21 protein-coding genes and 2 pseudogenes are annotated in these 24290 nt (G+C 57.5%); 11 read left to right on the top strand and 12 right to left on the bottom strand.

Annotated features, from left to right (window positions below; genetic code table 11):
- Positions 1-111: 111 nt before the first annotated feature.
- The 4 genes and pseudogenes from N7D90_RS01120 to N7D90_RS01105 all read right to left on the bottom strand — a co-directional run bounded on the left by N7D90_RS01120 (position 112) and on the right by N7D90_RS01105 (position 3908).
- Positions 112-1341, bottom strand: a complete 1230-nt coding sequence (locus tag N7D90_RS01120; RefSeq protein WP_261740512.1) for a nucleoside recognition domain-containing protein — start codon at positions 1339-1341, stop codon at positions 112-114.
- 104 nt (positions 1342-1445) lie between these two features.
- Positions 1446-2763: pseudogene (gene gltP / locus N7D90_RS01115) on the bottom strand (glutamate/aspartate:proton symporter GltP).
- A 609-nt stretch (positions 2764-3372) separates the two neighbouring features.
- Complete coding sequence (locus N7D90_RS01110; protein ID WP_261740511.1) at positions 3373-3537, bottom strand: DUF1328 domain-containing protein; 165 nt, start codon at positions 3535-3537, stop codon at positions 3373-3375.
- A gap of 86 nt (positions 3538-3623) precedes the next feature.
- A complete protein-coding gene (locus N7D90_RS01105; protein WP_261740510.1) occupies positions 3624-3908 on the bottom strand; it encodes a hypothetical protein in 285 nt (94 codons plus the stop codon).
- A 443-nt stretch (positions 3909-4351) separates the two neighbouring features.
- Here N7D90_RS01105 and algB point away from each other — a divergent pair, with 443 nt between their 5' ends.
- A complete protein-coding gene (gene algB / locus N7D90_RS01100; protein WP_261740509.1) occupies positions 4352-5698 on the top strand; it encodes a sigma-54-dependent response regulator transcription factor AlgB in 1347 nt (448 codons plus the stop codon).
- A 7-nt stretch (positions 5699-5705) separates the two neighbouring features.
- The gene (locus tag N7D90_RS01095) at positions 5706-7496 is read left to right on the top strand and encodes an ATP-binding protein (protein ID WP_261740508.1); all 1791 of its coding nucleotides are present in this window, start codon (positions 5706-5708) and stop codon (positions 7494-7496) included.
- Positions 7497-7504: 8 nt separating this feature from the next.
- Here N7D90_RS01095 and N7D90_RS01090 read toward each other — a convergent pair whose 3' ends face one another.
- The 6 genes and pseudogenes from N7D90_RS01090 to N7D90_RS01065 form a co-directional block, all read right to left on the bottom strand.
- The gene (locus tag N7D90_RS01090; RefSeq protein WP_261740507.1) at positions 7505-8284 is read right to left on the bottom strand and encodes an N-acetylmuramoyl-L-alanine amidase; all 780 of its coding nucleotides are present in this window, start codon (positions 8282-8284) and stop codon (positions 7505-7507) included.
- A gap of 208 nt (positions 8285-8492) precedes the next feature.
- Entirely contained in the window at positions 8493-10406 is a 1914-nt protein-coding gene (locus N7D90_RS01085; protein WP_261740506.1) for a diguanylate cyclase, read from the bottom strand.
- Positions 10403-11281: an endonuclease/exonuclease/phosphatase family protein gene (locus tag N7D90_RS01080; protein WP_261740505.1), complete on the bottom strand. Its 879-nt coding sequence runs from the start codon at positions 11279-11281 to the stop codon at positions 10403-10405. Before N7D90_RS01080 ends, N7D90_RS01085 begins: the two co-directional genes overlap by 4 nt.
- Positions 11282-11296: 15 nt before the next feature.
- Positions 11297-11935, bottom strand: coding sequence for a thiol:disulfide interchange protein DsbA/DsbL (locus tag N7D90_RS01075; protein WP_261740504.1), 639 nt, complete (start codon positions 11933-11935; stop codon positions 11297-11299).
- Between the two features lie 199 nt (positions 11936-12134).
- Positions 12135-12755, bottom strand: a complete 621-nt coding sequence (locus tag N7D90_RS01070) for a c-type cytochrome (RefSeq protein WP_261740503.1) — start codon at positions 12753-12755, stop codon at positions 12135-12137.
- A 46-nt stretch (positions 12756-12801) separates the two neighbouring features.
- A pseudogene (locus tag N7D90_RS01065) lies at positions 12802-13056 on the bottom strand (c-type cytochrome).
- A 190-nt stretch (positions 13057-13246) separates the two neighbouring features.
- Between N7D90_RS01065 and yihA the strand changes: the two are divergent.
- Complete coding sequence (gene yihA, locus N7D90_RS01060) at positions 13247-13897, top strand: ribosome biogenesis GTP-binding protein YihA/YsxC (RefSeq protein ID WP_261740502.1); 651 nt, start codon at positions 13247-13249, stop codon at positions 13895-13897.
- A gap of 326 nt (positions 13898-14223) precedes the next feature.
- On the opposite strand, the gene polA is transcribed toward yihA, so the two are convergent.
- Positions 14224-16992, bottom strand: a complete 2769-nt coding sequence (polA, locus tag N7D90_RS01055) for a DNA polymerase I (RefSeq protein WP_261740501.1) — start codon at positions 16990-16992, stop codon at positions 14224-14226.
- Between the two features lie 74 nt (positions 16993-17066).
- Between polA and N7D90_RS01050 the strand changes: the two genes are divergently transcribed.
- Positions 17067-17357 (top strand): DUF2782 domain-containing protein, encoded by a 291-nt coding sequence (locus tag N7D90_RS01050; RefSeq protein WP_019828138.1) that lies wholly within the window; start codon positions 17067-17069, stop codon positions 17355-17357.
- A gap of 56 nt (positions 17358-17413) precedes the next feature.
- Positions 17414-18364 carry a homoserine kinase gene (locus tag N7D90_RS01045; protein WP_261740500.1) on the top strand — a complete coding sequence of 317 codons (951 nt, stop codon included), beginning with the start codon at positions 17414-17416 and terminating at the stop codon, positions 18362-18364.
- A 174-nt stretch (positions 18365-18538) separates the two neighbouring features.
- On the opposite strand, the gene znuA is transcribed toward N7D90_RS01045, so the two are convergent.
- Entirely contained in the window at positions 18539-19459 is a 921-nt protein-coding gene (gene znuA / locus N7D90_RS01040; protein ID WP_261740499.1) for a zinc ABC transporter substrate-binding protein ZnuA, read from the bottom strand.
- A 66-nt stretch (positions 19460-19525) separates the two neighbouring features.
- Between znuA and N7D90_RS01035 the strand changes: the two genes are divergently transcribed.
- The 6 genes from N7D90_RS01035 to N7D90_RS01010 all read left to right on the top strand — a co-directional run bounded on the left by N7D90_RS01035 (position 19526) and on the right by N7D90_RS01010 (position 24226).
- Entirely contained in the window at positions 19526-20008 is a 483-nt protein-coding gene (locus tag N7D90_RS01035; protein ID WP_261740498.1) for a Fur family transcriptional regulator, read from the top strand.
- Entirely contained in the window at positions 20008-20796 is a 789-nt protein-coding gene (gene znuC, locus N7D90_RS01030) for a zinc ABC transporter ATP-binding protein ZnuC (protein WP_261740497.1), read from the top strand. The genes N7D90_RS01035 and znuC overlap by 1 nt, the downstream gene beginning before the upstream one ends.
- Entirely contained in the window at positions 20789-21577 is a 789-nt protein-coding gene (gene znuB, locus N7D90_RS01025) for a zinc ABC transporter permease subunit ZnuB (RefSeq protein WP_261740496.1), read from the top strand. Before znuC ends, znuB begins: the two co-directional genes overlap by 8 nt.
- A gap of 37 nt (positions 21578-21614) precedes the next feature.
- Positions 21615-22331, top strand: a complete 717-nt coding sequence (locus tag N7D90_RS01020; RefSeq protein ID WP_261740495.1) for a PA5502 family lipoprotein — start codon at positions 21615-21617, stop codon at positions 22329-22331.
- A gap of 213 nt (positions 22332-22544) precedes the next feature.
- Positions 22545-23552, top strand: a complete 1008-nt coding sequence (locus N7D90_RS01015) for a methionine ABC transporter ATP-binding protein (protein WP_261742532.1) — start codon at positions 22545-22547, stop codon at positions 23550-23552.
- Positions 23552-24226: a methionine ABC transporter permease gene (locus N7D90_RS01010; protein WP_261740494.1), complete on the top strand. Its 675-nt coding sequence runs from the start codon at positions 23552-23554 to the stop codon at positions 24224-24226. Before N7D90_RS01015 ends, N7D90_RS01010 begins: the two co-directional genes overlap by 1 nt.
- The last annotated feature ends 64 nt before the right edge of the window (positions 24227-24290 follow it).

Raw genomic sequence — 24290 nt, 5'->3', positions numbered from 1 at the left:
GAAGCCGTCGTAAACCCTGAGAACTGGATTCAACTGGCACACCGCAGTGTCTGATTTTGCGACGGCTTCGCCGCCGAACGTAGCCTCGCTCCGCTCGTCAACTGCTACGGATCAGCCAAAGAACCAGTAGCACACCAAAATCGCAGCCACCACACCCGCAAACTCGGCCAGCAAGGCGCAGCCCACCGCATGCCGCGCGCGCTGGATGCCTACGGCGCCAAAGTACACCGCCAGGACATAGAACGTGGTTTCAGTGCTGCCCTGCACCGTGGCCGCCACCAACGCCGGGAAGCTGTCCACACCCTGGGTTTGCATGGTTTCGATCAGCAGTGCCCGCGCAGCACTACCCGAGAACGGCTTGACCATCGCCGTAGGCAATGCGTCGACAAAACGGGTGTCCCAGCCCAGCCACTCGACCACATGGCGAATACCGTCGAGGCCAAAGTCCAGTGCCCCGGAAGCGCGCAATACGCCCACCGCACAAAGCATCGCAACCAGATACGGCAGCAGGTTCTTGGCCACGTCGAAGCCTTCTTTGGCACCTTCGACAAACGCTTCGTAAACCTTGACCTTGCGCAGCGCACCAATCACCAGAAACAGCATGATCAGCCCGAACAGGGTCAAGTTGCCAAGGATCGAGGACAAACTGGCCAACGCCGTGGCCGACAGGGTCGCCAGCAACGCCATGAAGCCACCCAGGATCAACGCGCCCGGCACCAGATACGCCAGCACCACCGGGTCCCACAGCCGCAAGCGCTGCACGACAGCGACCGAAAGCAGCCCGACCAGGGTCGAGGCGCTGGTCGCCAGCAGAATCGGCAGGAACACCAGCGTCGGGTCCGGAGCCCCTTGCTGGGCGCGGTACATAAAGATAGTGACCGGCAATAGAGTCAGGGACGACGCGTTGAGCACCAGAAACAGGATTTGCGCATTGCTCGCGCTGGTCGGGCTTGGATTGAGCTCTTGCAGCGCCCGCATGGCCTTCAGACCAATGGGCGTAGCCGCATTGTCCAAACCCAGGCCATTGGCAGCAAAGTTAAGCGTGATAAACCCCAGCGCCGGGTGACCGGCCGGAACTTCCGGCATCAGGCGCTTGAACAGCGGCCCCAGCGCCCTGCCCAGCCAATCGACGATGCCGGCTTTTTCAGCAATACGCAGAAAACCCAGCCACAAGGTCAGGGTGCCGAACAGCAGAACCATCACTTCGACCGACAACTTGGCCATGGCGAAGATGCTTTCCACGATCGCGGAGAAGATCCCGGCATTGCCCCCCACCAGCCATTGGGCGAGCGCCGACACCATCGCGACGACGAAAAAGCTGAGCCATAGGCCGTTGAGCATCGAGAAAACTCCTGGAAGATGGGCGAATGATAGCGGCCAAGCCCCAGAAACAACAAACCCCGGACAAGTCCGGGGTTTGTGGGAGTGCAGCTACCGCGTGGCGATTACTCGCCTTTTGGCAGTGCTTCTTTGCTGCGCCAGTGCGGCAGCGAGTTCCAGTAGCGCTCGCCCTTGGCGTCGTCGTACATGCCTTCCCAACGCGAGATCACCAGTACTGCCAAGGCGTTACCAATCACGTTCAGGGCAGTACGGGCCATGTCCATCACACGGTCAACACCGGCGATAAAGGCCAGGCCTTCCAGCGGGATACCCACGCTGCCCAGGGTGGCCAGCAGCACCACGAAAGACACGCCCGGTACACCGGCGATGCCTTTGGAGGTGACCATCAGGGTCAACACCAGCAGCAATTGCTGGCTGATCGACAGGTCGATACCGTACAGCTGAGCGATAAAGATCGCCGCGATACTTTGGTACAGCGTGAACCATCAAGGTTGAACGAGTAGCCGGTCGGAACCACAAAGCTGCAAATCGCCTTGGGTGCGCCGTAGGCTTCCATCTTCTCGATCACACGCGGCAGCACGGTTTCGGAGCTGGCAGTGGAGTAAGCCAGAACCAGCTCATCCTTGAAGATGCGCATCAGCTTGATCACGGAGAAACCGAACAGCTTGGCGATCAGGCCCAGTACTGCGAAGGCGAAGAACAGGATGGCGGCGTAAACCAGTACCACCAGCTTGGCCAATGGCACCAGGGAGGCGAAACCGAAGTTGGCAACCGTCACGGCGATCAGCGCGAACACACCGATTGGCGCGTAGTTCATGATCATGTGCGTGACTTTGAACATCGACTCGGACACGCCCTGGAAGGTTTTCACCAGAGGGTCGCGCAGTTCGGCGTTCAGGCTCGACAAGCCGAGACCGAAAGCACCGAGAAGAAGATGATCGGCAGCATCTCACCGCGAGCCATGGCCGCGAAGATGTTCGAGGGGATCAGGTTGAGGATGGTCTCGATAAACGCATGTTCATGCGTTACTTCAGCAGCAGTGGCTGCATATTTGGAGATATCGACCGTGCCCAGGGTGCTCATGTCGATCCCGGCACCGGGTTGGAACACGTTGGCCAGCACCAGGCCGACCAAAATCGCGATGGTGGTAACCACCTCGAAGTAAAGAATGGTTTTAAGACCGATGCGACCGAGTTTCTTCGCATCTCCCACGCCTGCAATCCCGACAACCAGTGAAGAAATCACGATTGGGATTACGATCATCTTGATCAGACGGATAAAGATATCGCCGGCAGGTTGCAGAACGTTACTGATCCACCAGGCCTTTTCAGCACTGAAATGGTTAAGCAGCGCGCCGATTGCAATCCCGAGGACCAGACCAATCAGGATCTGCCAGGCGAGGCTAAGTTTTGCCTTCTTCATGTCATTACCCTTACTTCAAGTGGACTCGGGCAGAGGCTCAGACTAGAGCGCCGCAAAGCGCAAAAATCTGAAACCTCCACCCCCGTAGAAGGTCGCCCAAACCGAGCCAGAAAGGCTCTTTGGCAGGCGAAAAAAGGCGCAACTATTCCCATGCATGAGGTGGCCGTCTAATGCCGTAAACGCCTACCCTATGCCGAATCGGCATGGGTTTTGTCCGACAAGACCTCAAATCGCCTCTTTTGCGATTCCACAGAATAGACGACATAAGCGCCGTAGACCGGCTGTTTCAAGGTCTTTTTGACGAAGGCGGGGGTGGCATAAAGCCGCATATATCCAAGAAATATCCGACAACACAATTCAGATATAAGGACGGGCTATTTTTCTCTTTGTCGATATACGGTCGACGTTTCGAAGGACGGTTCAGGCCACATTTATTTTTTAAAAAATGAACCCTGATAAGACATTACGTATGACAGAAGAGTTTCTACAGGCACAAAAAACCAAGGTAAACCCTTGGTAAAGTCAAAGCATGTAACCGGTTTCATGATCCGCTGCCGCCGCCCTTTAACAGGGCAGCGACCATTGCTTTAAATGAAGGGGCGAACATCTCTAGCCTCGACCGCGACGACCAAAGATAAAGGACACCACAAACATCACCAGGAACACCACAAACAGGATCTTGGCGATACCGGTAGCGGTACCCGCAATACCACCGAAGCCCAGAACAGCAGCGATGATGGCGATAATCAGGAAGGTAACTGCCCAACTCAACATGGTGATTCTCCTTATTACTGTGCAAAACAGAATGATGCCAAAGGTGTGTCTCAACGCCCCAACCAGGGCCTCAAGGTTGTGAACGCTTAAAACACCCAACGTTCCGGTGCAGGTTGCGAATGGGCTGTTTGTGTTTCATCAGAGGCCGCCAGTTCATAGTGGCCAATGGATTGAGCCGCAGGACCCAATGCTTTGAAATGCTGCTGGATTGGGACCGAGTGCTGAACTATCGCAACAGGTTGCGGCTCTGACTGCCAACGGCCCCATTGCTGACCACCAATTAATGTCACCGACAACGCGAGGCTGGCGAACAGGCCTTGTTGCAGATGCAATGACGAAATGCGCATGCTGGCGAAATCTTGATGATTCATGCTCCAACTCCTGCCACCCCGTGGTCTTTGTAGTGACGTCGCCAGCTTTGGCGACTTTTATACACAGGAGATTGCAGGTCGCGTGCCAGCTCTTAAACTAAGATAAAATGCTTATAAATCAGATACTTACTATCATTTCAAAAAGCACTCTGCGCGCATCTTGCACGATATACGCGACTTAGGTCGTGCGTTTTGCACGACCTGGCAGGCACGAAGGCCTATAGATACTCTGTTCAAGGTCAAGCCACCTGTGGGAGCGAGCCTGCGGCTCCAAAGGGGATTTTTTTCTTCCTGGAGTTCAACCTAAATAGCTTTGAAATCAGCCAGTTGCTCCATGCAGCACCCAGCCTTCAGTGCTAGCCTCTGCATCAATCCTGAAAAATCATGCAACTTGCCCGATTATTCCGACACTAACCAAGATCACTCATAGAGGAACGTAGGAAATGGAATCAGCCAACGAGCAACAGGGCCGCATTCTGCTGGTCGACGACGAGTCCGCCATCCTGCGTACATTCCGTTATTGCCTCGAAGATGAGGGTTACACCGTGGCCACCGCCAACAGCGCGGCGCAGGCCGAGTCGCTGCTGCAACGCCAGGTGTTCGACCTGTGTTTTCTGGATCTGCGCTTGGGCGAGGACAACGGCCTGGATGTGCTGGCCCAGATGCGCATTCAAGCACCGTGGATGCGTGTGGTGATTGTCACCGCCCACTCGGCCGTCGATACCGCCGTTGATGCGATTCAGGCCGGTGCTGCAGACTATCTGGTCAAACCGTGCAGCCCAGACCAATTACGCCTGGCGACAGCCAAGCAATTGGAAATGCGCCAGTTGTCTGCCCGCCTTGAAGCCCTGGAAGGCGAGGTGCGCAAACCCAAGGACGGTCTGGACTCCCACAGCCCGGCCATGATGGCGGTGCTGGAAACCGCCCGCCAGGTTGCCGGGACCGATGCCAATATTCTGATCCTCGGGGAATCCGGCACCGGTAAAGGCGAGCTGGCCCGGGCGATTCATGGCTGGAGTAAACGGGCCAAGAAGTCCTGCGTCACTATTAACTGTCCGTCATTGACGGCAGAGCTTATGGAAAGCGAACTGTTCGGCCACACCCGCGGAGCATTTACCGGGGCCAGCGAAAGCACGCTAGGCCGGGTTAATCAGGCTGATGGCGGGACATTGTTCCTGGATGAAATCGGCGACTTCCCACTGGCACTTCAGCCAAAACTGCTGCGTTTTATTCAGGACAAGGAATACGAGCGTGTCGGCGACCCCGTGACTCGCCGTGCCGATGTGCGGATTCTGGCCGCCACCAACCTCAACCTTGAAGACATGGTGCGCGATGGCCGTTTTCGTGAGGACTTGCTCTACCGCCTGAACGTAATCACCCTGCACCTGCCACCGCTGCGCGAACGCAGTGAAGACATCCTGACCCTGGCGGATCGTTTTCTCGCCCGCTTCGTCAAGGAATACGCCCGCCCTGCCCGAGGCTTTAGCGAAGAAGCCCGGCTGGCGCTGGCCAATTACCGTTGGCCAGGCAATATTCGCGAGCTGCGCAACGTGGTCGAGCGTGCGAGTATTATTTGCCCTCAGGAAGTGGTCGAAGTCAGCCACTTGGGCATGGCCGAGCAAACCACGCCCAATGCCCCGCGTATTGGAGCGGCACTGAGCCTGGATCAGTTGGAAAAAGCCCATATCGGCGCCGTTCTGGCCACCAGCGAAACCCTGGATCAGGCGGCAAAGACCCTGGGCATTGACGCCTCGACGCTGTACCGCAAACGTAAACAGTACAACCTGTGAGCATCCAATGAGACTTGCGATCAAGCTGCGTACACGTCTGTTCCTGAGCATTTCGGCGCTGATTACAGTGGCGCTGCTAGGACTGCTGCTCGGTGTCGTCAGCGTGATGCAAATGGCCAAAAGCCAGGAAGCATTGATCCGCAATAACTTCATCACCCTGGATCTGGGCCTCAAGCTGCGTCAGTCCCTGGGTGACCAACTGGTCCTGATGTTGCACAACCAGCCAGACCAGAAAGCGTTGCAGGCATCGACCCAGGAGTATCTGAAACTGCTCGATGAAGGCATTGAGCACGAGCGCAAAAACCATTTGCAAAGCGGTTTTGCCAAGGCCCGAGTGGACTACGAAAACTTTTTGCTGGCGCTCAACCAGGCTGACGACGCCCAGCTCAATCTGAGCAGTGACCAGGAGCTTTCGAGCCGATTCAATCAATTGCGCAACGGCCTGATTGCCGAGCATCGCCGTGCACTCGACGATATCTACGCGGCACAGGCTTCGGCCCGTGATCGAGCCGTGATCATTGCCTCTTTGCTGGGCATGGTCGGCATTGCCGTGTTGATCATCGGCTTTATTACCGCCCACGGTATTGCCAGGCGTTTTGGTGCACCTATCGAGGCGCTGGCCAAAGCCGCCGATAACATTGGCAAAGGCAACTTCGAGGTGGTGCTACCGCTCTCTTCCGCCACTGAAATGAACCTGCTGACACGGCGCTTTGGCATCATGGCCGAGGCTTTACGCCAGCATCAGGCAACCAATGTCGACGAACTGCTGGCGGGTCAGCAACGCCTTCAGGCGGTGCTCGACAGCATTGATGACGGGCTGTTGATGATCGATCAGCAGGGTCGGCTTGAGCATTTGAACCCGGTGGCACAACGACAACTGGGCTGGGATGAAAGCCGTCTTGGCCAGCCACTGGGCGAAGCGCTGAAACGCCAGGAGCTCGACCAGCAACTGCAGACCGTGCTGCGCGGTGGCAGCCTCGAGCGGTTGCCGGAAGACTTGAGTGTCGACATCGAGGGCGAAAATCGCCTGCTGACCTACAGCCTGACCCCAGTCAGCCAGCCTAAAGGACCGATTCTCGGTGCTGTAATGGTGCTGCATGACGTGACCGAGCAACGCGCCTTTGAGCGCGTGCGCAGCGAGTTCGTACTGCGCGCCTCCCACGAGTTGCGTACCCCAGTGACCGGCATGCATATGGCGTTCGGCCTGTTTTTGGAGCGCGCGCGGTTCGATCCACAGTCCCGTGAAACCGACTTGCTCAATACCGTCAACGAAGAAATGCAGCGCCTGATGCAGTTGATCAACGACCTGCTGAACTTCTCCCGTTATCAAAACGGCATGCAAAAACTCAAACTCGCTCCCTGTAATATTCAGGACATGCTCGAACACGCCCGCGCCCGATTGGCAGCGCCTGCAGCCGCCAGAAATATCGAGTTGATCATCGACCTGCAACAGCCATTGCCTGCCCTCAATGCCGATGAGGCCCAACTGGAACGAGTGCTGGACAACCTGCTGGATAACGCCTTGCGCCATACCGCCAACGGCGGGCAAATCCGGCTGCAGGCCCGCCGTCATGGCGAGCGGGTAATCATGAGCGTCGAAGACAATGGCGAAGGCATCGCCTATAGCCAGCAAGGACGTATTTTCGAGCCCTTTGTGCAAGTGGGGCGTAAAAAGGGCGGTGCTGGCCTTGGGCTGGCGTTGTGCAAAGAGATCGTGCAACTGCACGGTGGACGCATCGGGGTGTACTCGCGCCCCGGCCAGGGCACGCAGTTTTACATGGCGCTCCCGCTGCTATAACAGGAGCGTTATTGTTTTTGCGTGTTCAGGACTTTCAAGATAGCCGCACTTTCAGCATCGGGCGTGCCATCGAAGCGTGAGGGCCTGAAGTGCATCTGGAATGCCGCCAGCACGTGGCGCGTTGCAACATCCAGCTCCCCGGTTTGCGGGGTCTCATAGCCCAACTGCGCCAGTTGCTGCTGGAACCAGGTAATGCTCGGCAACGCGTAGGCGAACAACGCCTGCTCCTGAGCGACTGCCTGAGCGTTAGGCCACATGCCAAAGCCTGCATCGGCCAGACGCTTCCAGGGAAACAGCGGGCCCGGATCGAGCTTGCGCAGTGGCGCTATATCGCTGTGGCCAACGATGTTGTGCGGGGCGATCTTGTAGCGGGTGGTGATGTCTTTAAGTAACGCGATGACAGACTGGATCTGACCTTCGGTGTAGGGATACCAGACGCGTCCTTGTGGCGTATCGCGAAAGCCCTTGTTGACGATTTCAATACCGATGGAGGTGGAGTTGAGCCATGTGCGACCTTTCCACTGGCTTTCGCCCGCGTGCCAGGCGCGCTGGTTTTCATCGACCAGCCGGTAAATCGTCGGTGGTGTATCGCCCACCAGGTAGTGACTGCTGACAGGCCCACTGGTTAGCAACTCCAGCGAGCGCTCCAGGGAGGTTGAGGTGTAATGAAGCACCACGAACTGCACGCGGCTGTCGTGATTGACCGAAGGATGACTGGTATCCATGCGCAAGCCGTTGCTGCAACCAGCCAGCAGGGCAAGGGACAAGAGCAGAGCTGAAAATTTCATGGGCGATGACAACACAACTAAACAATTAATCGACAAGCATACCTCACCGGCCTTGTCCCGCAGCTGTATGGGGCTAAAGGAGAGGTTCCTCACCTCTTTAATGTAGCCGCTGTCGAGCTCCGCGAGGCTGCGATTACCTGGCTATTGATCGCAGCCTCGCGGAGCTCGACAGCGGCTACAGAAATTCGGAATTTCGATGGCTCGGGATTTACAGGAACTCGGTGGCTACGCAATTGCGGCCACGATTCTTGGCCCGATATAACGCTTCATCTGCCCGTTTGAGCACATGATCGCTGCGATCACCCACCCTGAACGCCGATACACCGATAGAGGTGGTAACGGTCACGGGCTCGCCCTTGAAGTGGAACGGACACGCCTCGATCGCCGCGCGCAGTTTTTCAAGCTGCTGCAAGCCCGCCTCAGGCGTTGTACCAGGGATCAACAAGACAAATTCCTCGCCACCAAAACGCGCAACAAAATCAGCTGGACGCAGGTGCTTGCGCAACTGGGCGGCAATGATCTTGAGTACCTTGTCGCCTGCCAGATGACCGTAGCCATCATTGATGCGCTTGAAGTGATCGAGGTCGAGCATGGCAATCAGCAGGGGGTTGCCGTGGGTTTGCCACTGTTCGACCTCATATTGCAGACGTTCCCCCCAGGCCGCCCGGTTAGGTAAGCCGGTGAGGGGGTCGATCAATGCTTTCTGGCGCTGCTCTTCAAGGTGTTCACGATAGCCTTGGGCCTGCTGCTCCATATGCGCGATACGCTCGGCCAACCCTTGCAGATGGGCTGAAACTTCCTGTTCGCGAATAGCGCGCTGCTGCTGGTGATGGTCCATCGTGCCCAGCAACCCTTCGAGGCGGTTTTCCAGGAGGTGCTTGAGACTGTTGAGGTCCACGGCGTCCTGCACACTGTTTTGCAAACCATCGACGTGTTCGCGCAGTTGGGTATGCAAGTCGTCGGCGGCAGAGCGTCCTTCGGCATGCCCCTCACTGGCGGCCTGAAGGTTGTTCTGAAACGACTCAAGACGCCCGTTGAGCTGTTTGAGATACGTCTCGAACTCATGTTGACCACTATCAGTAATCGCCAGCATCAAGACCGCAAGGTCGTCGAGGATCGGCAGTAATTCGTACCAGTTAAGCCCTTTTTCAAGACGCTTACGCATCGCCTCGGCTTGGGGGCGGTGGTGCTCGGGCAGCGACAGGCCGCTCAACAGTCCGAGTAATGTCGATTCAATATGCAGCGCGACGCTGCTGTAGGAGGGTTCCGGACTTTCAGGCAGTGCATGGACGGCATCGACCTCAACCGACTCAGCCTGCGGGCTGTCAGCCGTTTCATCCGGTGGCTGCTCGACCAGCGCCACTAATGATTCAAGCGCGCCGCTGGATGCCTGTTCATCCGGCACCTCAGGAACCAGCTCCTCTGGCTCGTGAAGTACTGAGGCCTGATCCTCGCTTGCAGCCGTTGGCGTCAACAGCGGTTCAGGCTGCGCAATGGGCGCTGCCAGCGGTTTGACGGCAACCGGCGTGGCAGGAGCTTTCGCCGTATGGGGCTCGGCAACCGACACCGTAATTGGCTCGCTCGCCGCCTTGTCGGTTTCTTGCGCCCCGAACAGGCGCTGCAGCAAGCCCGGCTTGGGTGCTTCTGCGCCATTGAGCTGCGGCGCCAGTGCCTGCCCCTGCAAACGGCTGAGTTCGTCCAGTAGCAGCGGTAGCTCACGGGCGTGGGTTACCCGGTGATCGAGCTGTTTGGCAAAGGCCTTGAGCGGCTTGCTGACTTCGCGAGGCAGCGCTAACGCTTGCAGTTGCGTCACCAGGGTATTGAGCGCAACGCTGACCTGCTCAACCCGGGTTTCGCGCCGCTGCTCGGAGTCGAGCACGGCTTTTTCAAGACGTGGCAGCAAAGCGGCCAAGGCAGCGTCCATTTCATTGGTGCGCACCGCTTCACGCATTTCTTTCATGCACTGGTCGACGGTGCGATCGGTGCCTTCAGCCGCCAAGGTGCTGCGCACCAAACCACGGCGCAGCAAGTCGAGACGAGCATTCCAGCGCCGCTCCAGCTTGTCTTGCTGCTCGACGCTTTTCAGGTATTTCTCTTTCCAGCGCGAAGCCTCATCACTCATGCCTGGGGCTCACTGTCAGTCGGGCGCAACGCGAGCTGTGAATCGACCCCGACAGAGCCAGGCAAACGGATATCAACCGCCACGGGCAGATGGTCCGAGATAGGTTGATTCAGCACTTGCACACGCTCAAGGGTCAGGCTGGGACTGAGCAAAATATGATCAAGACAACGTTGCGGACGCCAACTGGGGAAGGTGGCCTCCATTTGCGGCGCCAGCAACCCGAGGTCGCGCAAAGGTGAGGTTTGCAACAGGTCGTTGGCATGGGTGTTCATATCGCCCATCAGCACCTGATGCTGATAGCCACCAATCAGCTCGCGAATGTAAGCCAGCTGTCGGGTACGGGTTTTGGTTCCGAGCGCCAGATGCATTATCACGACCACCAGCGCATCAGGGCCATCACCAAAACGCACCAGAATCGCGCCACGACCCGCAGGGCCGGGCAAGGGGTGATCTTCAATCATGGTTGGACGCAGTCGGCTCAGCAGGCCATTGCTGTGCTGGGCCAGACGACCGAGGTTGCGATTGAGCTGTTGATACCAGTAGGGGAATTCGCCCTGTTGGGCCAGGTACTTGACCTGATTGATGTAGCCGGAGCGGTGGCTGCCACCGTCGGCCTCTTGCAGGGCAACCAGATCGAAGTCGCCCAACAAGTCGCCAATGCGCTCCAGATTCCCGGCCCGCCCTTTGTGTGGCAGTACATGCTGCCAACTGCGGGTCAGGTAATGTCGGTAGCCTTGAGTACTGTTACCGACCTGGATATTGAAACTGAGCAGTCGCAAACGCCGATCATCCGGCATCCCGCAGGCTGCCAGATGATCCTCGTTGACCTGCGGCTCATGCAGACCAACGATTCGTTCGCCTTTCCAGCGGCGCATGGGAGAGGGCGCCGCTTAGTTTTTAGCGTTCGCGGCACGCTCTTTGGCGATCAACTGATCGGCAACATTCAATGCGCCTTCAGGACCACCGGCAGTGCCCAGGTCGAAGCGGTACTTACCATTGACCACCATGGTCGGTACGCCGGAGATCTGATAGGCCTGAGCCTTCTTCTTGGCATCTTCAACCTTGCCTTTGACGGCGAACGAGTTGTAGGTGCTCAGGAATTTGTCTTTATCGACGCCAACGCCGGCCAGGAACTCACCCATTTCTTCTGGGGTAGCCAGTTTCTTGCCGTCATGAATGGCCTGGAACACAGCTTTGTGGACCTTGTTTTCAACGCCCATGGCTTCAAGGGTGATGAACAGTTGGCCGTGAACATTCCAGATCCCGCCAAACATGGCAGGGATACGCACGAAATTCACATCTGCCGGGAGTTTTTCAGCCCAAGGATTGATGGTCGGTTCGAATGCAAAGCAATGCGGGCAGCCATACCAGAACAGTTCGACAACTTCGATCTTGCCAGGCACGGCAACCGGGACGGCGCTGCTCAGCTCTACATATTGTTTACCCGCTTCAAGCGGTTCGGCAGCTTGAGCGGTCATGCCAAACAGGCTGGCACTGACGAGAGCGGCGCTGAGAATCAGATTACGCATGCTTTACTCCTGGGCAGATAAGGTCGCATCAACGTGACCTGTATTCAGACAGGTCCGCTATGGCTTGAGTTCGATAGTGTAACGGTAGATGCCATGAAAAAGGGCAGCCGAAGCTGCCCTTTGAGGTTCCCATTCAAGGATTAAACGATCGTTAACGTGGCCAGACGTATCAACACCTGGCCCCGCGACCGTTACAGCCTTAGTGCAGACCTTGAATGTAGCTGGCCAGCGCCTTGATGTCCTTGTTGCTCATCTTGGCAGCGATGCCGCGCATGATCATCGAATCACCATCGTTGGTGCGATCGCCTTCGCGGAAATCAGTCAGCTGCTTCTCGATATAGCTTGCATGCTGACCGCCCAAATGCGGGAAGCCGGCTGCTGCGTTGCCTTGACCGTCCGGCGAGTGGCATCCGGTGCAGGCTGGCATGCCTTTCTCAAGGTTACCGCCACGGAACAAGGCTTCACCCTGGGCAACCAGTGCCGGGTCAGCTGCGCCAACCGAGTTTTTTTGGCTTGAGTAGTAAGCAGCGATGTCGGCAAGGTCCTGATCGTTCAGGTTCGCCAGCAGGCCGGTCATTTCCAGCACCTGGCGCTTGCCGTCCTTGATTTCATGCAACTGCTTGAGCAGGTAGCGATCACCCTGCCCGGCAAGTTTTGGAAAGTTTGGGGCCATGCTATTGCCGTCTGGACCGTGACAAGCGCCACATACAGCGGTTTTTGCCTGACCTGCAGCAGCATCGCCTACAAGAGCGGTGCCTGCAGCCTGGGCAATACCGGTGACGCCCAAGGTCAACAGCAGACTCACTAGTAATTTGTTCATCAGCTAATCCAACTACGGCTAAGGGTTAAAGAGTTATGGGCCGGGCTTACTCGTTCATCCACTGTAGGACGGATCGGTAATTCTCGACACTGCAGTCCATGCACAAACCACGCGGCGGCATCGCCTTGAAACCCTGGGTCACGTGTTGCACCAGCGCTTCCATACCGTGCTCAAACCTTGGCCTTAAGCTGACCAGCATGGCAAACAATACAAACGCGGTTGTACACGGCTTCCGGATCCTGTGTAGCCTGAATGCTGTAACGTGGCATCAAGACACCGGCACTAGCAGCCATTTCGTCATAAAACGACCTTTTCAGGGTTGGGAGCCTGCTGCGTTCTAATGCGCAACCTAGGTTTTTCGCTCCCGTGTTCTTCATCCTACGCTGGGACAAAGCGCACACAAAATCTGCGGCATTATATACTGGCGTCACTGAAACGGAAACGACACGCTCGCCGCGTCCATTCCTGACGCCGCTCACATCGGAAATCCCATGCAACTCAAGAACCCCATTCTCGGTCTGTGCCAACAGGCTACCTTCATGCTCAGCGCTGCCAAAGTCGATCAATGCCCCGACGACGAAGGCTACGAAGTCGCGTTTGCCGGGCGCTCCAACGCCGGCAAGTCCAGTGCACTCAACACTTTGACCCACGCCAGCCTGGCGCGTACGTCGAAAACGCCTGGGCGTACGCAACTGCTGAACTTCTTCCAGCTGGACGAAGAACGTCGCCTGGTCGACCTGCCGGGTTACGGCTACGCCAAGGTGCCAATCCCGCTGAAGCTGCACTGGCAGCGTCACCTGGAAGCCTATTTCGGCAGCCGTGAAAGCCTGCGAGGCGTGATTTTGATGATGGATATCCGTCATCCAATGACCGATTTCGACCTGTTGATGCTCGACTGGACCGTGTCGAGCGGCATGCCGATGCACATTTTGCTGACCAAAGCAGACAAACTGACGTACGGCGCTGCAAAAAATACGCTGCTCAAAATCCAGTCGGACATTCGCAAGCAATGGGGTGATGCCGTCACCATCCAATTGTTCTCCACCCCTAAACGCATGGGCCTGGAAGAAGCGTACACCGTGCTGGCACGCTGGATGGAGCTGCCGAACAAAGGCGAAGAACTGGTTGAGGCCGGCGAGTAAGAAATCGCAGGCAAAAAAACCCCGGACTTCGCATGGGGGAAGGAAGTTCGGGGTTCAAGTACTGGACCGCTAGGGCGGGGTCCAGATATCTGCCAACACTTAACACAACATTAGGAGCATTGAAGGGCTTCAGCAGCCATTCAATAAATCTGATGGTGATTGGCAGATTTAGTTCCGAAGGCTTAAAAACTCTTTGAATTAAGCCCTCAAATCTTATGTGGGAGCGGGCTTGCTCGCGATGGTATCGCCGCGGTTTATCAGATACACCGCGGCGCTTGCATCGCGAGCAAGCCCGCTCCCACAGAAAGAAACTGTGTGCAGCCCCTTTAGTGCGCCTCATCCCAGTTGTTGCCCACACCCACTTCGACCACCAGCGGCACATCGAGCTTGGCTGCATCACTCATGTGTACACGCACCTCATCGCGCACCTGATCCACCAGGTCTTCGCGTACTTCGAGTACCAATTCATCGTGTACCTGCAGGATGACGCGGGCATCCAGGCCAGACGCACTCAGCCAGTTATCCACAGCCACCATGGCTTTCTTGATGATATCGGCCGCAGTGCCCTGCATCGGGGCGTTGATTGCCGTGCGCTCGGCACCTTTGCGCAGTGCCGGGTTTTTCGCGTTGATTTCCGGCAGGTACAGGCGTCGACCGAAAATGGTCTCGACATAGCCTTGCTCGGCGGCCTGGGTGCGGGTCCGCTCCATGTAGTCCAGCACCCCCGGGTAGCGCGCAAAATAGCGGTCGATATAGGCCTGAGACTGTTTGCGGTCGACACCGATTTGCTTGGCCAGGCCAAAGGCACTCATGCCGTAGATCAGACCGAAGTTGATCGCCTTGGCGCTGCGACGCTGGTCGGTGGTCACATTAGCCAACTCAACCCCGAATACCTCGGCGGCCGTGGCGCTGTGCACGTCCAGATTGTTGCGGAAGGCGTGCAGCAGGCCTTCGTCCTTGGCCAGGTGCGCCATGATCCGCAATTCGATTTGCGAGTAGTCCGCCGCCAGCAGTTTGTAGCCTTTAGGGGCTACAAACGCCTGACGAATCCGCCGACCTTCTGCGGTACGAATCGGAATGTTCTGCAGGTTTGGATCACTGGAGGACAAACGACCGGTGGCCGTGACCGCCTGGTGGTAGGACGTATGAATTCGCCCCGTACGCGGATTGATTTGCTCAGGTAGGCGATCGGTGTAAGTGCTTTTCAGCTTGCTCATCGAGCGGTACTGCATCAGTACCTTGGGCAGCGGAAAGTCCTGCTCGGCCAGTTCGGCCAACACCGCTTCGGCGGTCGAAGGCTGGCCTTTGGCAGTTTTGCTGATAATCGGCAGACCGAGTTTTTCATACAGAATCACACCCAATTGCTTAGGCGAACTTAGATTGAATTCCTCACCCGCGATAGCGAAAGCCTCACGCTCAAGCGCAACCAGCTTGTCACCCAGCTCAACGCTCTGAATGCCCAGCAGATTGGCATCCACCAGTGCACCCTGACGCTCAATACGCGCCAGTACCGGCACCAGCGGCATTTCAATATCAGTCAACACGGTGTTCAGGCTTGGAATTGCAGCCAGCTTTTCGTGCAGTACATGGTGCAAGCGCAGGGTCACGTCGGCGTCTTCAGCTGCGTACGGCCCGGCCTGTTCCAGCGAAATCTGGTCAAAGGTCAGTTGCTTGGCGCCTTTGCCTGCGATGTCCTGGAAGCTGGTGGTGGTGTGCCCCAGGTACTTGAGGGCCAGGCTGTCCATATCGTGACGGCTGCCCGTGGAGTCGAGCACATAGGACTCAAGCATGGTGTCAAAGGCAACGCCCTGCACCATGATCCCGCACGCCTGATCGCCACCGATGGCGCAGTTGGCCAGAATATTCATGTCGTACTTGGCGTGTTGTCCGACCTTGGCTTTGCTCGGGTCTTCCAGCAACGGCTTGAGAGCACGCAAAACAGTGTCGCGATCCAGCTGCTCGGGCACGCCCATATAGGAGTGGGTCAACGGAATGTAGGCCGCTTCGCCGGGTTTGACCGCGAACGACAGCCCCACCAGCTGCGCCTTCTGCGCATCAAGGCCAGTGGTTTCGGTATCAAAGGCAATCAACTTGGCGTCGTTGAGCTTTTTCAGCCACACATCGAAACGAACCTGATCAAGGATGGTTTCGTACTGCTGTTGCGCTTCGGCCGGGGCTTCAGGCGCTTCATGAACAATAACCTGGCCGGCACGCTTGGCCTCGCGCTCAACCTCGGCAATCCAGCTTTTGAATTCCAGTTCGGTGTATAGCTCAATCAGTTTTTCGCAGTCGGGGGCCTTGAGGTGCAAGTCTTCCAGGCCGACGTCCAGCGGCACATCGATCTTGATCGTGGCCAACTGGTACGACAAAAATGCCATTTCCCGGTGTTCTTCAAGTTTGGCGGGCAGATTTTTCGCGCCACGGATGGGCAGGGTCGGCACGATATCGAGTTTTTCGTATAGGTCGACCAGCCCCCCGCCTACGCCTACCAGCAAACCAGAAGCGGTTTTTGGACCAATACCCGGCACCCCAGGAATGTTGTCGGACGAATCGCCCATCAGCGCGAGATAGTCGATGATCTGCTCGGGCGAGACGCCAAACTTCTCTTTAACGCCCTCAATGTCCATCACGCTGCCGGTCATGGTGTTGACCAAGGTGATGTGCCCATCGACCAGTTGCGCCATGTCCTTGTCGCCGGTCGAGATGACCACCGGTCGGTCTGCCGCGGCGCTGCTGCGGGCCAGAGTACCGATTACATCGTCCGCCTCAACGCCTTCAACGCACAGTAAAGGGAAACCCAGCGCGATCACGCTGGCGTGCAATGGCTCGATTTGCACCCGCATGTCATCGGGCATGCTCGGGCGATTGGCCTTGTATTCGGCGTACATGTCATCGCGAAATGTCCCGCCCTTGGCATCAAAAACCACCGCAAACGGACTGTCCGGATACTGCTTGCGCAGGCTTTTGAGCATGTTCAACACGCCCTTTACGGCGCCGGTGGGCAGGCCCTTGGACGTAGTCAGCGGCGGCAGCGCGTGAAAAGCGCGGTACAGATATGAAGAACCGTCCACCAGGACGAGGGGAGCTTGGCTCATGAGCAGGATCAACCTTTTCGGCGAGTCCGGCGCTAGAATGTCCGGACCAATGACGACAAAGGGACAAGGTTATCATGCGCACACTCAATCGCCTGTTGCTGACCGGTTTGTTTGCATTCACTCCGCTGGTAACCTTCGCAGCAGATGAAGCAGTCACCGCCGATCCAGATGTAACCATTCGCACGGAAGGCGATAAAACCATTCAGGAATACCGTCAAAACGGTTTTCTGTACGCCATCAAGGTCACCCCAAAAGGGGGCAAACCGTACTTTTTGGTACGCGCTGATGGTACTGATGCCAATTACATCCGTTCCGACCAGCCGGATATGCTGATTCCTTCGTGGAAAATCTTCGAATGGAAGTAGCGTCTTAACTTTAATTGGCGCCGCCTCGCACGGCGCCCGTACTGGCAATTTAAATCATGTCTGTATTCACCCCACTGACTCGCAGCGAGTTGGAAACCTTCCTTGCGCCTTACGAACTCGGCCGCCTGCTCGATTTCCAGGGGATTGCCGCGGGTAGCGAAAATACCAACTACTTCATCAGCCTGGAGCAGGGTGAGTTTGTCCTGACCCTGGTTGAGCGCGGTCCGGTCAAAGAGATGCCGTTCTTTATCGAGTTGCTGGATGTGCTGCATGAGGCCGATTTGCCGGTGCCTTTCGCCCTGCGCACCGTTGACGGACAAGCCCTGCGTGAACTCAAGGGCAAGCCGGCGCTGCTGCAGCCGCGCCTCGCGGGCAAGCACATTCGTGAAGCCAACGCCCAGCACTGCGCTCAAGTCGGGGAGTTGCTCGGCCACTTGCATACCGCCACCCGCAACAATGTGCTGGAGCGCAAGACTGACCGCGGTCTGGACTGGATGCTGGCTGAAGGGCCAGCGCTGATGGCCGACCTGACGCCTGACTCGGCTGAACTGCTGCAAAAGGCGCTCCAGGAAATCACTGAGCACAAGGCACAGATTCTGGCGCTTCCCCGGGCCAATCTGCACGGCGATTTGTTTCGCGATAACGCGATGTTCGAAGGCACGCACCTGACGGGGCTGATCGACTTTTACAACGCCTGCTCTGGGCCGATGCTGTACGACGTGGCGATTGCCCTGAATGACTGGTGCGCTGACGAAGAAGGTCAAATTGATGGCCCGCGCGCGCGCGCACTGCTTGGCGCCTATGCTGCTCTGCGCCCGTTCACTGCCAGTGAGGCCGAGCTGTGGCCAACCATGCTGCGTATTGCCTGCGTGCGGTTCTGGTTGTCACGCCTGATCGCCGCCCAGACTTTTGCCGGTCAGGACGTGCTGATTCACGATCCGGGCGAATTTGAAACGCGCCTGGCATTGCGTCAGAAAGTAACCCTCCATCTGCCGTTCGCGTTGTAAGTATTTTCGTAGCAGCTGCCGAAGGAACGAGGCTGCGTCCGGCGGCGTAGCCGTCGTAAAATCAGCACAAGCGATCATTCAATTGAAACGCGCATCCTGATTTTACGATTGCTTCGCAATCGAACGCAGCCTCGTTCCTACGGCAGCTGCTACGCGTTTAGCGTCAACTCAGCCTTACAAACTCTCCAGGCACCCCGCCAGGTCATTGCCCAGCTTTTCCAGCAACTGCTCATAACCCTGCGCTGTCGCCGGGGTGTAGCCACCCAACGCATCCAGTTCCGCCAACTTGACCGGCAAGCCCGCAGTCAGAGTATCCGCCAGGCGCGGACGCAGCGGCGGGTCACTGAACACACAGGTCTTGCCCACTTCCTGCAAGCGCTTGCGCATGGCCGCTACGTGCTGAGCACCCGGCTGCACTTCCGAAGCCACACTGAACGTACCCGCGTGTTTAAGGCCGTAGGCGCTTTCAAAGTAGTCGTAGCCTTCATGGAAGACGAAGAACGGTTTGTCGGCAATGCCCGCCAAGCGCGCTTTAAGGCGCGCATTCAATGCATCCAGACGCTCATTGAAAGCCTTGAGGTTGCTCTGATATTTCGCCGCATTGGCCGGATCTTTTGCGCTCAGGTCCGCCGCCATTTTGGCAGCGATCACCCGCGCGTTGTCCGGGGCCAGCCACAGGTGAGCATCCAGCGTACCGGGACGATGATCGTGATCGTGTTCAGCCGCATCTTCTTCGTGCGAGTGGCTATCTTCGGTGAAATGACGCAACTTCAATCCCGGCAGGGCTTGTACCGTTACCGATGGCAGGGTGCGGGTCTTGATCACCCGGGGCAAAAAGCCTTCCATGTCCGGGCCGATCCAGTACAAAAGATCAGCCGACTGCACACGCCGTACGTCGGATGGGCGCAACGCATAGTTATGCGGCGAGGCGTTAGGCGGCAAAAGCACCTCCGGGTGCCCGACGCCGTCCTGTACGGCAGCTGCAATCAGCTGTAGCGGTTTGATGCTGGTCAGCACATTGACCTCGGCCTGAGCCGGGTTAATCACAAGCAAACTGGCACTTAGAGCAAGAAATAAGGAAAAAAGACGGGGCACGATGAGCACTCATGGTGGCTGAAACAGGTAACATAATAACGTCTCTCTCAAAAATCGTCGCCGCCCATGCCTATAACACCGCTTGCCAGTCGTCCACATGACCATTCTCATTGTGTCCACAGTGCGCTTACTGAGGCAGATGTCCTGTGCGCACAAAAGGGCCTGCGCCTGACCGCATTGCGTCGACGAGTGCTGGAGCTGGTGTGGCAGAGCCACAAGCCGCTCGGCGCCTACGACATCCTGGCGGTACTCAGCGAGCAGGATGGGCGCCGCGCTGCACCGCCGACCGTTTATCGGGCATTGGACTTCCTGTTAGATAACGGCCTTGTACACCGCATTTCGTCGCTTAATGCCTTTGTCGGCTGCAGCCACCCCGAACATCCGCATCAAGGCCAATTCCTGATTTGCCGCAGCTGCCATGCGGCCATTGAACTTGAACAAAAAACCATCAGTGACGCGATTATCCAGAGCGCGCGCGATGTCGGCTTTACTGTCGAAGGCCAGACCGTCGAAGTGGTTGGTTTGTGTTCGGGTTGCCGGGAGGCCTGATGAGCGCTGCACTGATTCGCCTGCAACACGTGACCGTGACCTATGCCGGGCAAAACGTACTCGACAACATTGAGCTGAGCGTTGAGCCGGGCCAGATCGTGACCCTGATCGGCCCCAACGGCGCGGGTAAAACCACGCTGGTCAAGGCCGTGCTCGGCCTGCTCAAACCCAACAGCGGCAGTGTTTGGCGCAAACCAAAGCTGCGCGTCGGGTATATGCCGCAAAAACTGCACGTCGATCCTACCTTGCCACTGTCCGTACTGCGTTTTTTGCGCCTGGTGCCGGGGGTGGATCGCGCTCAGGCACTGGCCGCACTCAAAGAGGTTGGGGCCGAAAAGGTCATCGACAGTCCGGTACAGAGCGTTTCAGGCGGTGAAATGCAACGCGTGCTGCTGGCCCGTGCCCTGTTGCGCAAGCCCGAACTGCTGGTGCTCGACGAACCGGTACAAGGCGTGGACGTAGCGGGCCAATCAGAGTTGTACGCCCTGATCACCCGCCTGCGCGACCGTCACGGCTGCGGCGTGCTGATGGTCTCGCACGATCTGCATCTGGTCATGAGCACCACCGATCAGGTGGTGTGCCTCAACCGCCACGTCTGCTGCTCGGGTCATCCGGAGCAGGTAAGCGGCGACCCGGCCTTTGTTGAGCTGTTTGGCAAAAACGCGCAAAGCCTGGCGATTTATCACCACCATCACGACCACGCCCATGATTTACATGGCTCGGTGGTCAGCGAAGGCACCCCGGCGGCATCCGCCCACGTTCATGGAGAAGGCTGCAAGCATGGCTGATTTTCTGCTTTACGCCCTGCTGGCAGGCCTGGCTTTGGCACTTGTTGCAGGCCCTCTGGGTTCATTCGTGGTGTGGCGGCGCATGGCTTATTTCGGCGACACGCTGTCGCACGCGGCCCTGCTGGGCGTGGCAATGGGTTTCTTGCTGGATATCAGCCCGACCATTGCCGTGACCGTGGGATGCCTGTTGCTAGCGGTGCTGCTAGTCACGCTTCAACAGCGCCAATCGCTTGCTTCCGACACACTGCTCGGAATTCTCGCACCCAGCACCTTGTCCCTCGGGCTGGTCGTACTAAGCTTCATGCATGAAGTTAGGATCGATCTGATGGCATATCTGTTTGGTGACCTACTGGCCATCAGCCCAACCGATCTGATGTGGATTCTGGGCGGCAGCGCTGCCGTGCTGACCTTGCTGGTTGCGCTGTGGCGCCCGTTACTGGCAATCACTGTGCATGAAGAATTGGCGATGGTTGAAGGCTTGCCCGTCGCAGCATTACGCTTGACCCTGATGCTGCTTATTGCAGTGGTGATTGCCGTGGCGATGAAAATCGTCGGCGTACTGCTGATCACTTCCTTGCTGATTATTCCGGCAGCAGCAGCTCAACGTCATGCCCGTTCTCCGGAGCAAATGGCACTGGGTGCCAGCGCCCTTGGAGTACTGGCGGTATGTGGTGGCCTTGCACTGTCATGGTTCAAGGACACGCCAGCGGGACCATCGATTGTGGTGTGTGCCGCCGCACTGTTTTTGCTGAGTTTTGTTCTGCCCCGTCGAGGGGTGTAGACTTGCTTGTTTTTTGCGCACTTAGAGAGCCGCAGGAATGAAGCTGTTCAACTCCCGTTACTTGCTCCTGGCCGCATTTTCCTTGCTGCTGGGCGCCTGCCAAAGCACGCCGTCGGCCGACACTACTGCCGCCGACGCACGCGCTGTGGCCATCGCACAGCTGGAGAAAAACCTGGCCAGCAGCGAACTTGCGACTGCTGAGGACCAACTGAGCGCCTTGCAGGCCCAAACTCCGGACGATCCACAACTGGTGCAGTACCAGCGCCAGCTGGCCGAAGCCTACTTGCAGCGCAGCCAGATCGTTCTGCAAAAAGGTGATGTCAACGCCGCAGCCACTGCCCTGAGCCGTGCTCGAGCCCTGATGCCCAAGGCACCTGCACTGACTGGCGGCGTCAACAGCGCCATCACCCAGGCCCGTAAAGCCGAACTGGACAAGGCCGAAGCCGCGCTCAAGGCTGCAGAAGCCCGACCTGCGGCCAAGGTCATCGACCCGGCAGCCGAAAGTACTACCGTAGCGCTGAACATCGACGATATTGAAAAACTTCGCCATCAACTGGATTTGATCGCGCAAGATATTGTCAATTACCAGTGTGCCGTCAGCTTGCAGGTTCCGCGTACGGCTGATTACCCCTGGCTGGCAACGCTGATCAGCAAGCGGGTTAAAAAGCTCGACCCCGGGTTTGACCTGAGCCTTGAGCGTCAGATCATTCGCCATGTGCCTGCGCAATTGGTGCTGACACCGCGCAAGCCTTGAAACAAAAAATCGCCGCCTGTGCCAACCCAGAGTTTTGTGCCCTTGCACAACACTGGCACACGCGGCGATTGGCATTTTCTGACCTCTGATTTCTTATTCCAAAATCAGAGGTTTGGCCATTAATAAATGCTAAGTCAAGCATATGCCGACACGATAAGATGCGTGCCCGGCTTACCGCTGAACTTCTATTTACGCGCCCACAAGGTTCGCTACGTGATTGAGTTTCATAACGTTCATAAAACTTACCGGGTTGCCGGTAAGGACATCCCCGCGTTGCACTCCACCAGCTTGCGTATCGAGAGCGGCCAGGTGTTCGGCCTGATCGGCCACTCCGGCGCGGGTAAAAGTACATTGCTGCGCCTGATCAACCGCCTCGAAACCCCGAGCGGCGGCCAGATCATCGTCGACAACGAAGACGTGACCGCGATGGATTCCAACGGCCTGCGCCGTTTCCGTCAGCAAGTCGGCATGATTTTCCAGCATTTCAACCTGCTGGCCTCCAAAACCGTGGCCGATAACGTAGCGATGCCGCTGACACTGGCCGGTGAATTGTCCCGCAGTGCCATCGACCAGCGCGTTGCCGAACTGCTTGAACGCGTAGGTTTGTCCGATCACGCCAAGAAATACCCGGCGCAACTCTCGGGCGGCCAAAAACAACGTGTGGGCATTGCCCGTGCCCTGGCCACCAAACCCAAGGTGTTGCTGTGCGACGAGGCCACCAGTGCCCTCGACCCACAAACCACCGCCTCGGTTTTGCAGTTGCTGGCAGAGATCAACCGCGAACTGAAACTGACCATTGTGCTGATCACCCACGAGATGGATGTGATCCGTCGCGTGTGTGACGTAGTGGCGGTGATGGATGCTGGAGTTATCGTCGAGCAAGGCCCGGTGGCCGAGGTGTTCCTGCACCCCAAGCACCCGACCACCCGGCGTTTTGTGCAAGAAGACGAGCAAATCGACGAGAGCGAGCAGCGCGACGATTTCGCCCACGTCCCTGGCCGCATCGTACGCCTGACCTTCCAGGGCGAAGCTACCTACGCACCCTTGCTGGGCACAATTGCCCGCGAAACGGGTGTGGACTACAGCATCCTGGCCGGTCGCATTGACCGCATCAAAGACACCCCTTATGGGCAACTGACCCTCGCCATCACCGGTGGCGACATGGAAGCGGCGTTTGCCCGCTTCATTGCCGCTGACGTTCATATGGAGGTGCTGCGCTAATGGAAACTTTCTTGGGCTTTTTCGCCAATATCGACTGGTACGAAATCTGGCTGGCCACCGGCGACACCATGGTCATGCTCAGCGGTTCGCTGCTGTTCACCGTGTTGCTTGGCCTGCCGCTGGGCATCCTGCTGTTTCTGTGCAGCCCACGCCAGTTGCTTGAACAAAAAAATCTGTATGCCGCGCTGTCGTTTGTGGTGAACATTCTGCGTTCGCTGCCGTTCATCATCCTGTTGGTCGTCATGATCCCCTTCACCGTGATGATTACCGGCACATCATTGGGTGTTGCAGGGGCTATCCCGCCGCTGGTGGTGGGCGCCACGCCATTCTTTGCACGCCTTGTTGAAACCGCCTTTCGTGAAGTGGATCGCGGCATCATCGAAGCCACCCAGGCAATGGGCGCCAATACGCGTCAAATTATTACCAACGCCTTGTTGCCAGAAGCGCGCCCCGGCATATTTGCAGCGATTACGGTGACCGCGATTACGCTGGTGGGCTACACCGCAATGGCGGGCGTGGTCGGCGCTGGCGGCCTGGGCGATTTGGCCATCCGGTTCGGCTACCAGCGTTTCCAACCGGACGTGATGATCGTCACAGTGGTGCTGTTGCTGATTCTGGTGCAAATTCTGCAGACCGTTGGCGACAGGCTGGTGGTGCACTTTTCCCGCAAGTAAGTGCGACCCGAGTTTATAAACGTAACCGCCAGCCCGCGGCTGGCAGATACCTGACCTCAGGTAT

The sequence above is a fragment of the Pseudomonas fragi genome (genome assembly GCF_025426255.1).
In the GTDB taxonomy this organism is placed as follows: domain Bacteria; phylum Pseudomonadota; class Gammaproteobacteria; order Pseudomonadales; family Pseudomonadaceae; genus Aquipseudomonas; species Aquipseudomonas kulmbachensis.
This window is presented reverse-complemented; position numbering and strand designations above follow the sequence as displayed.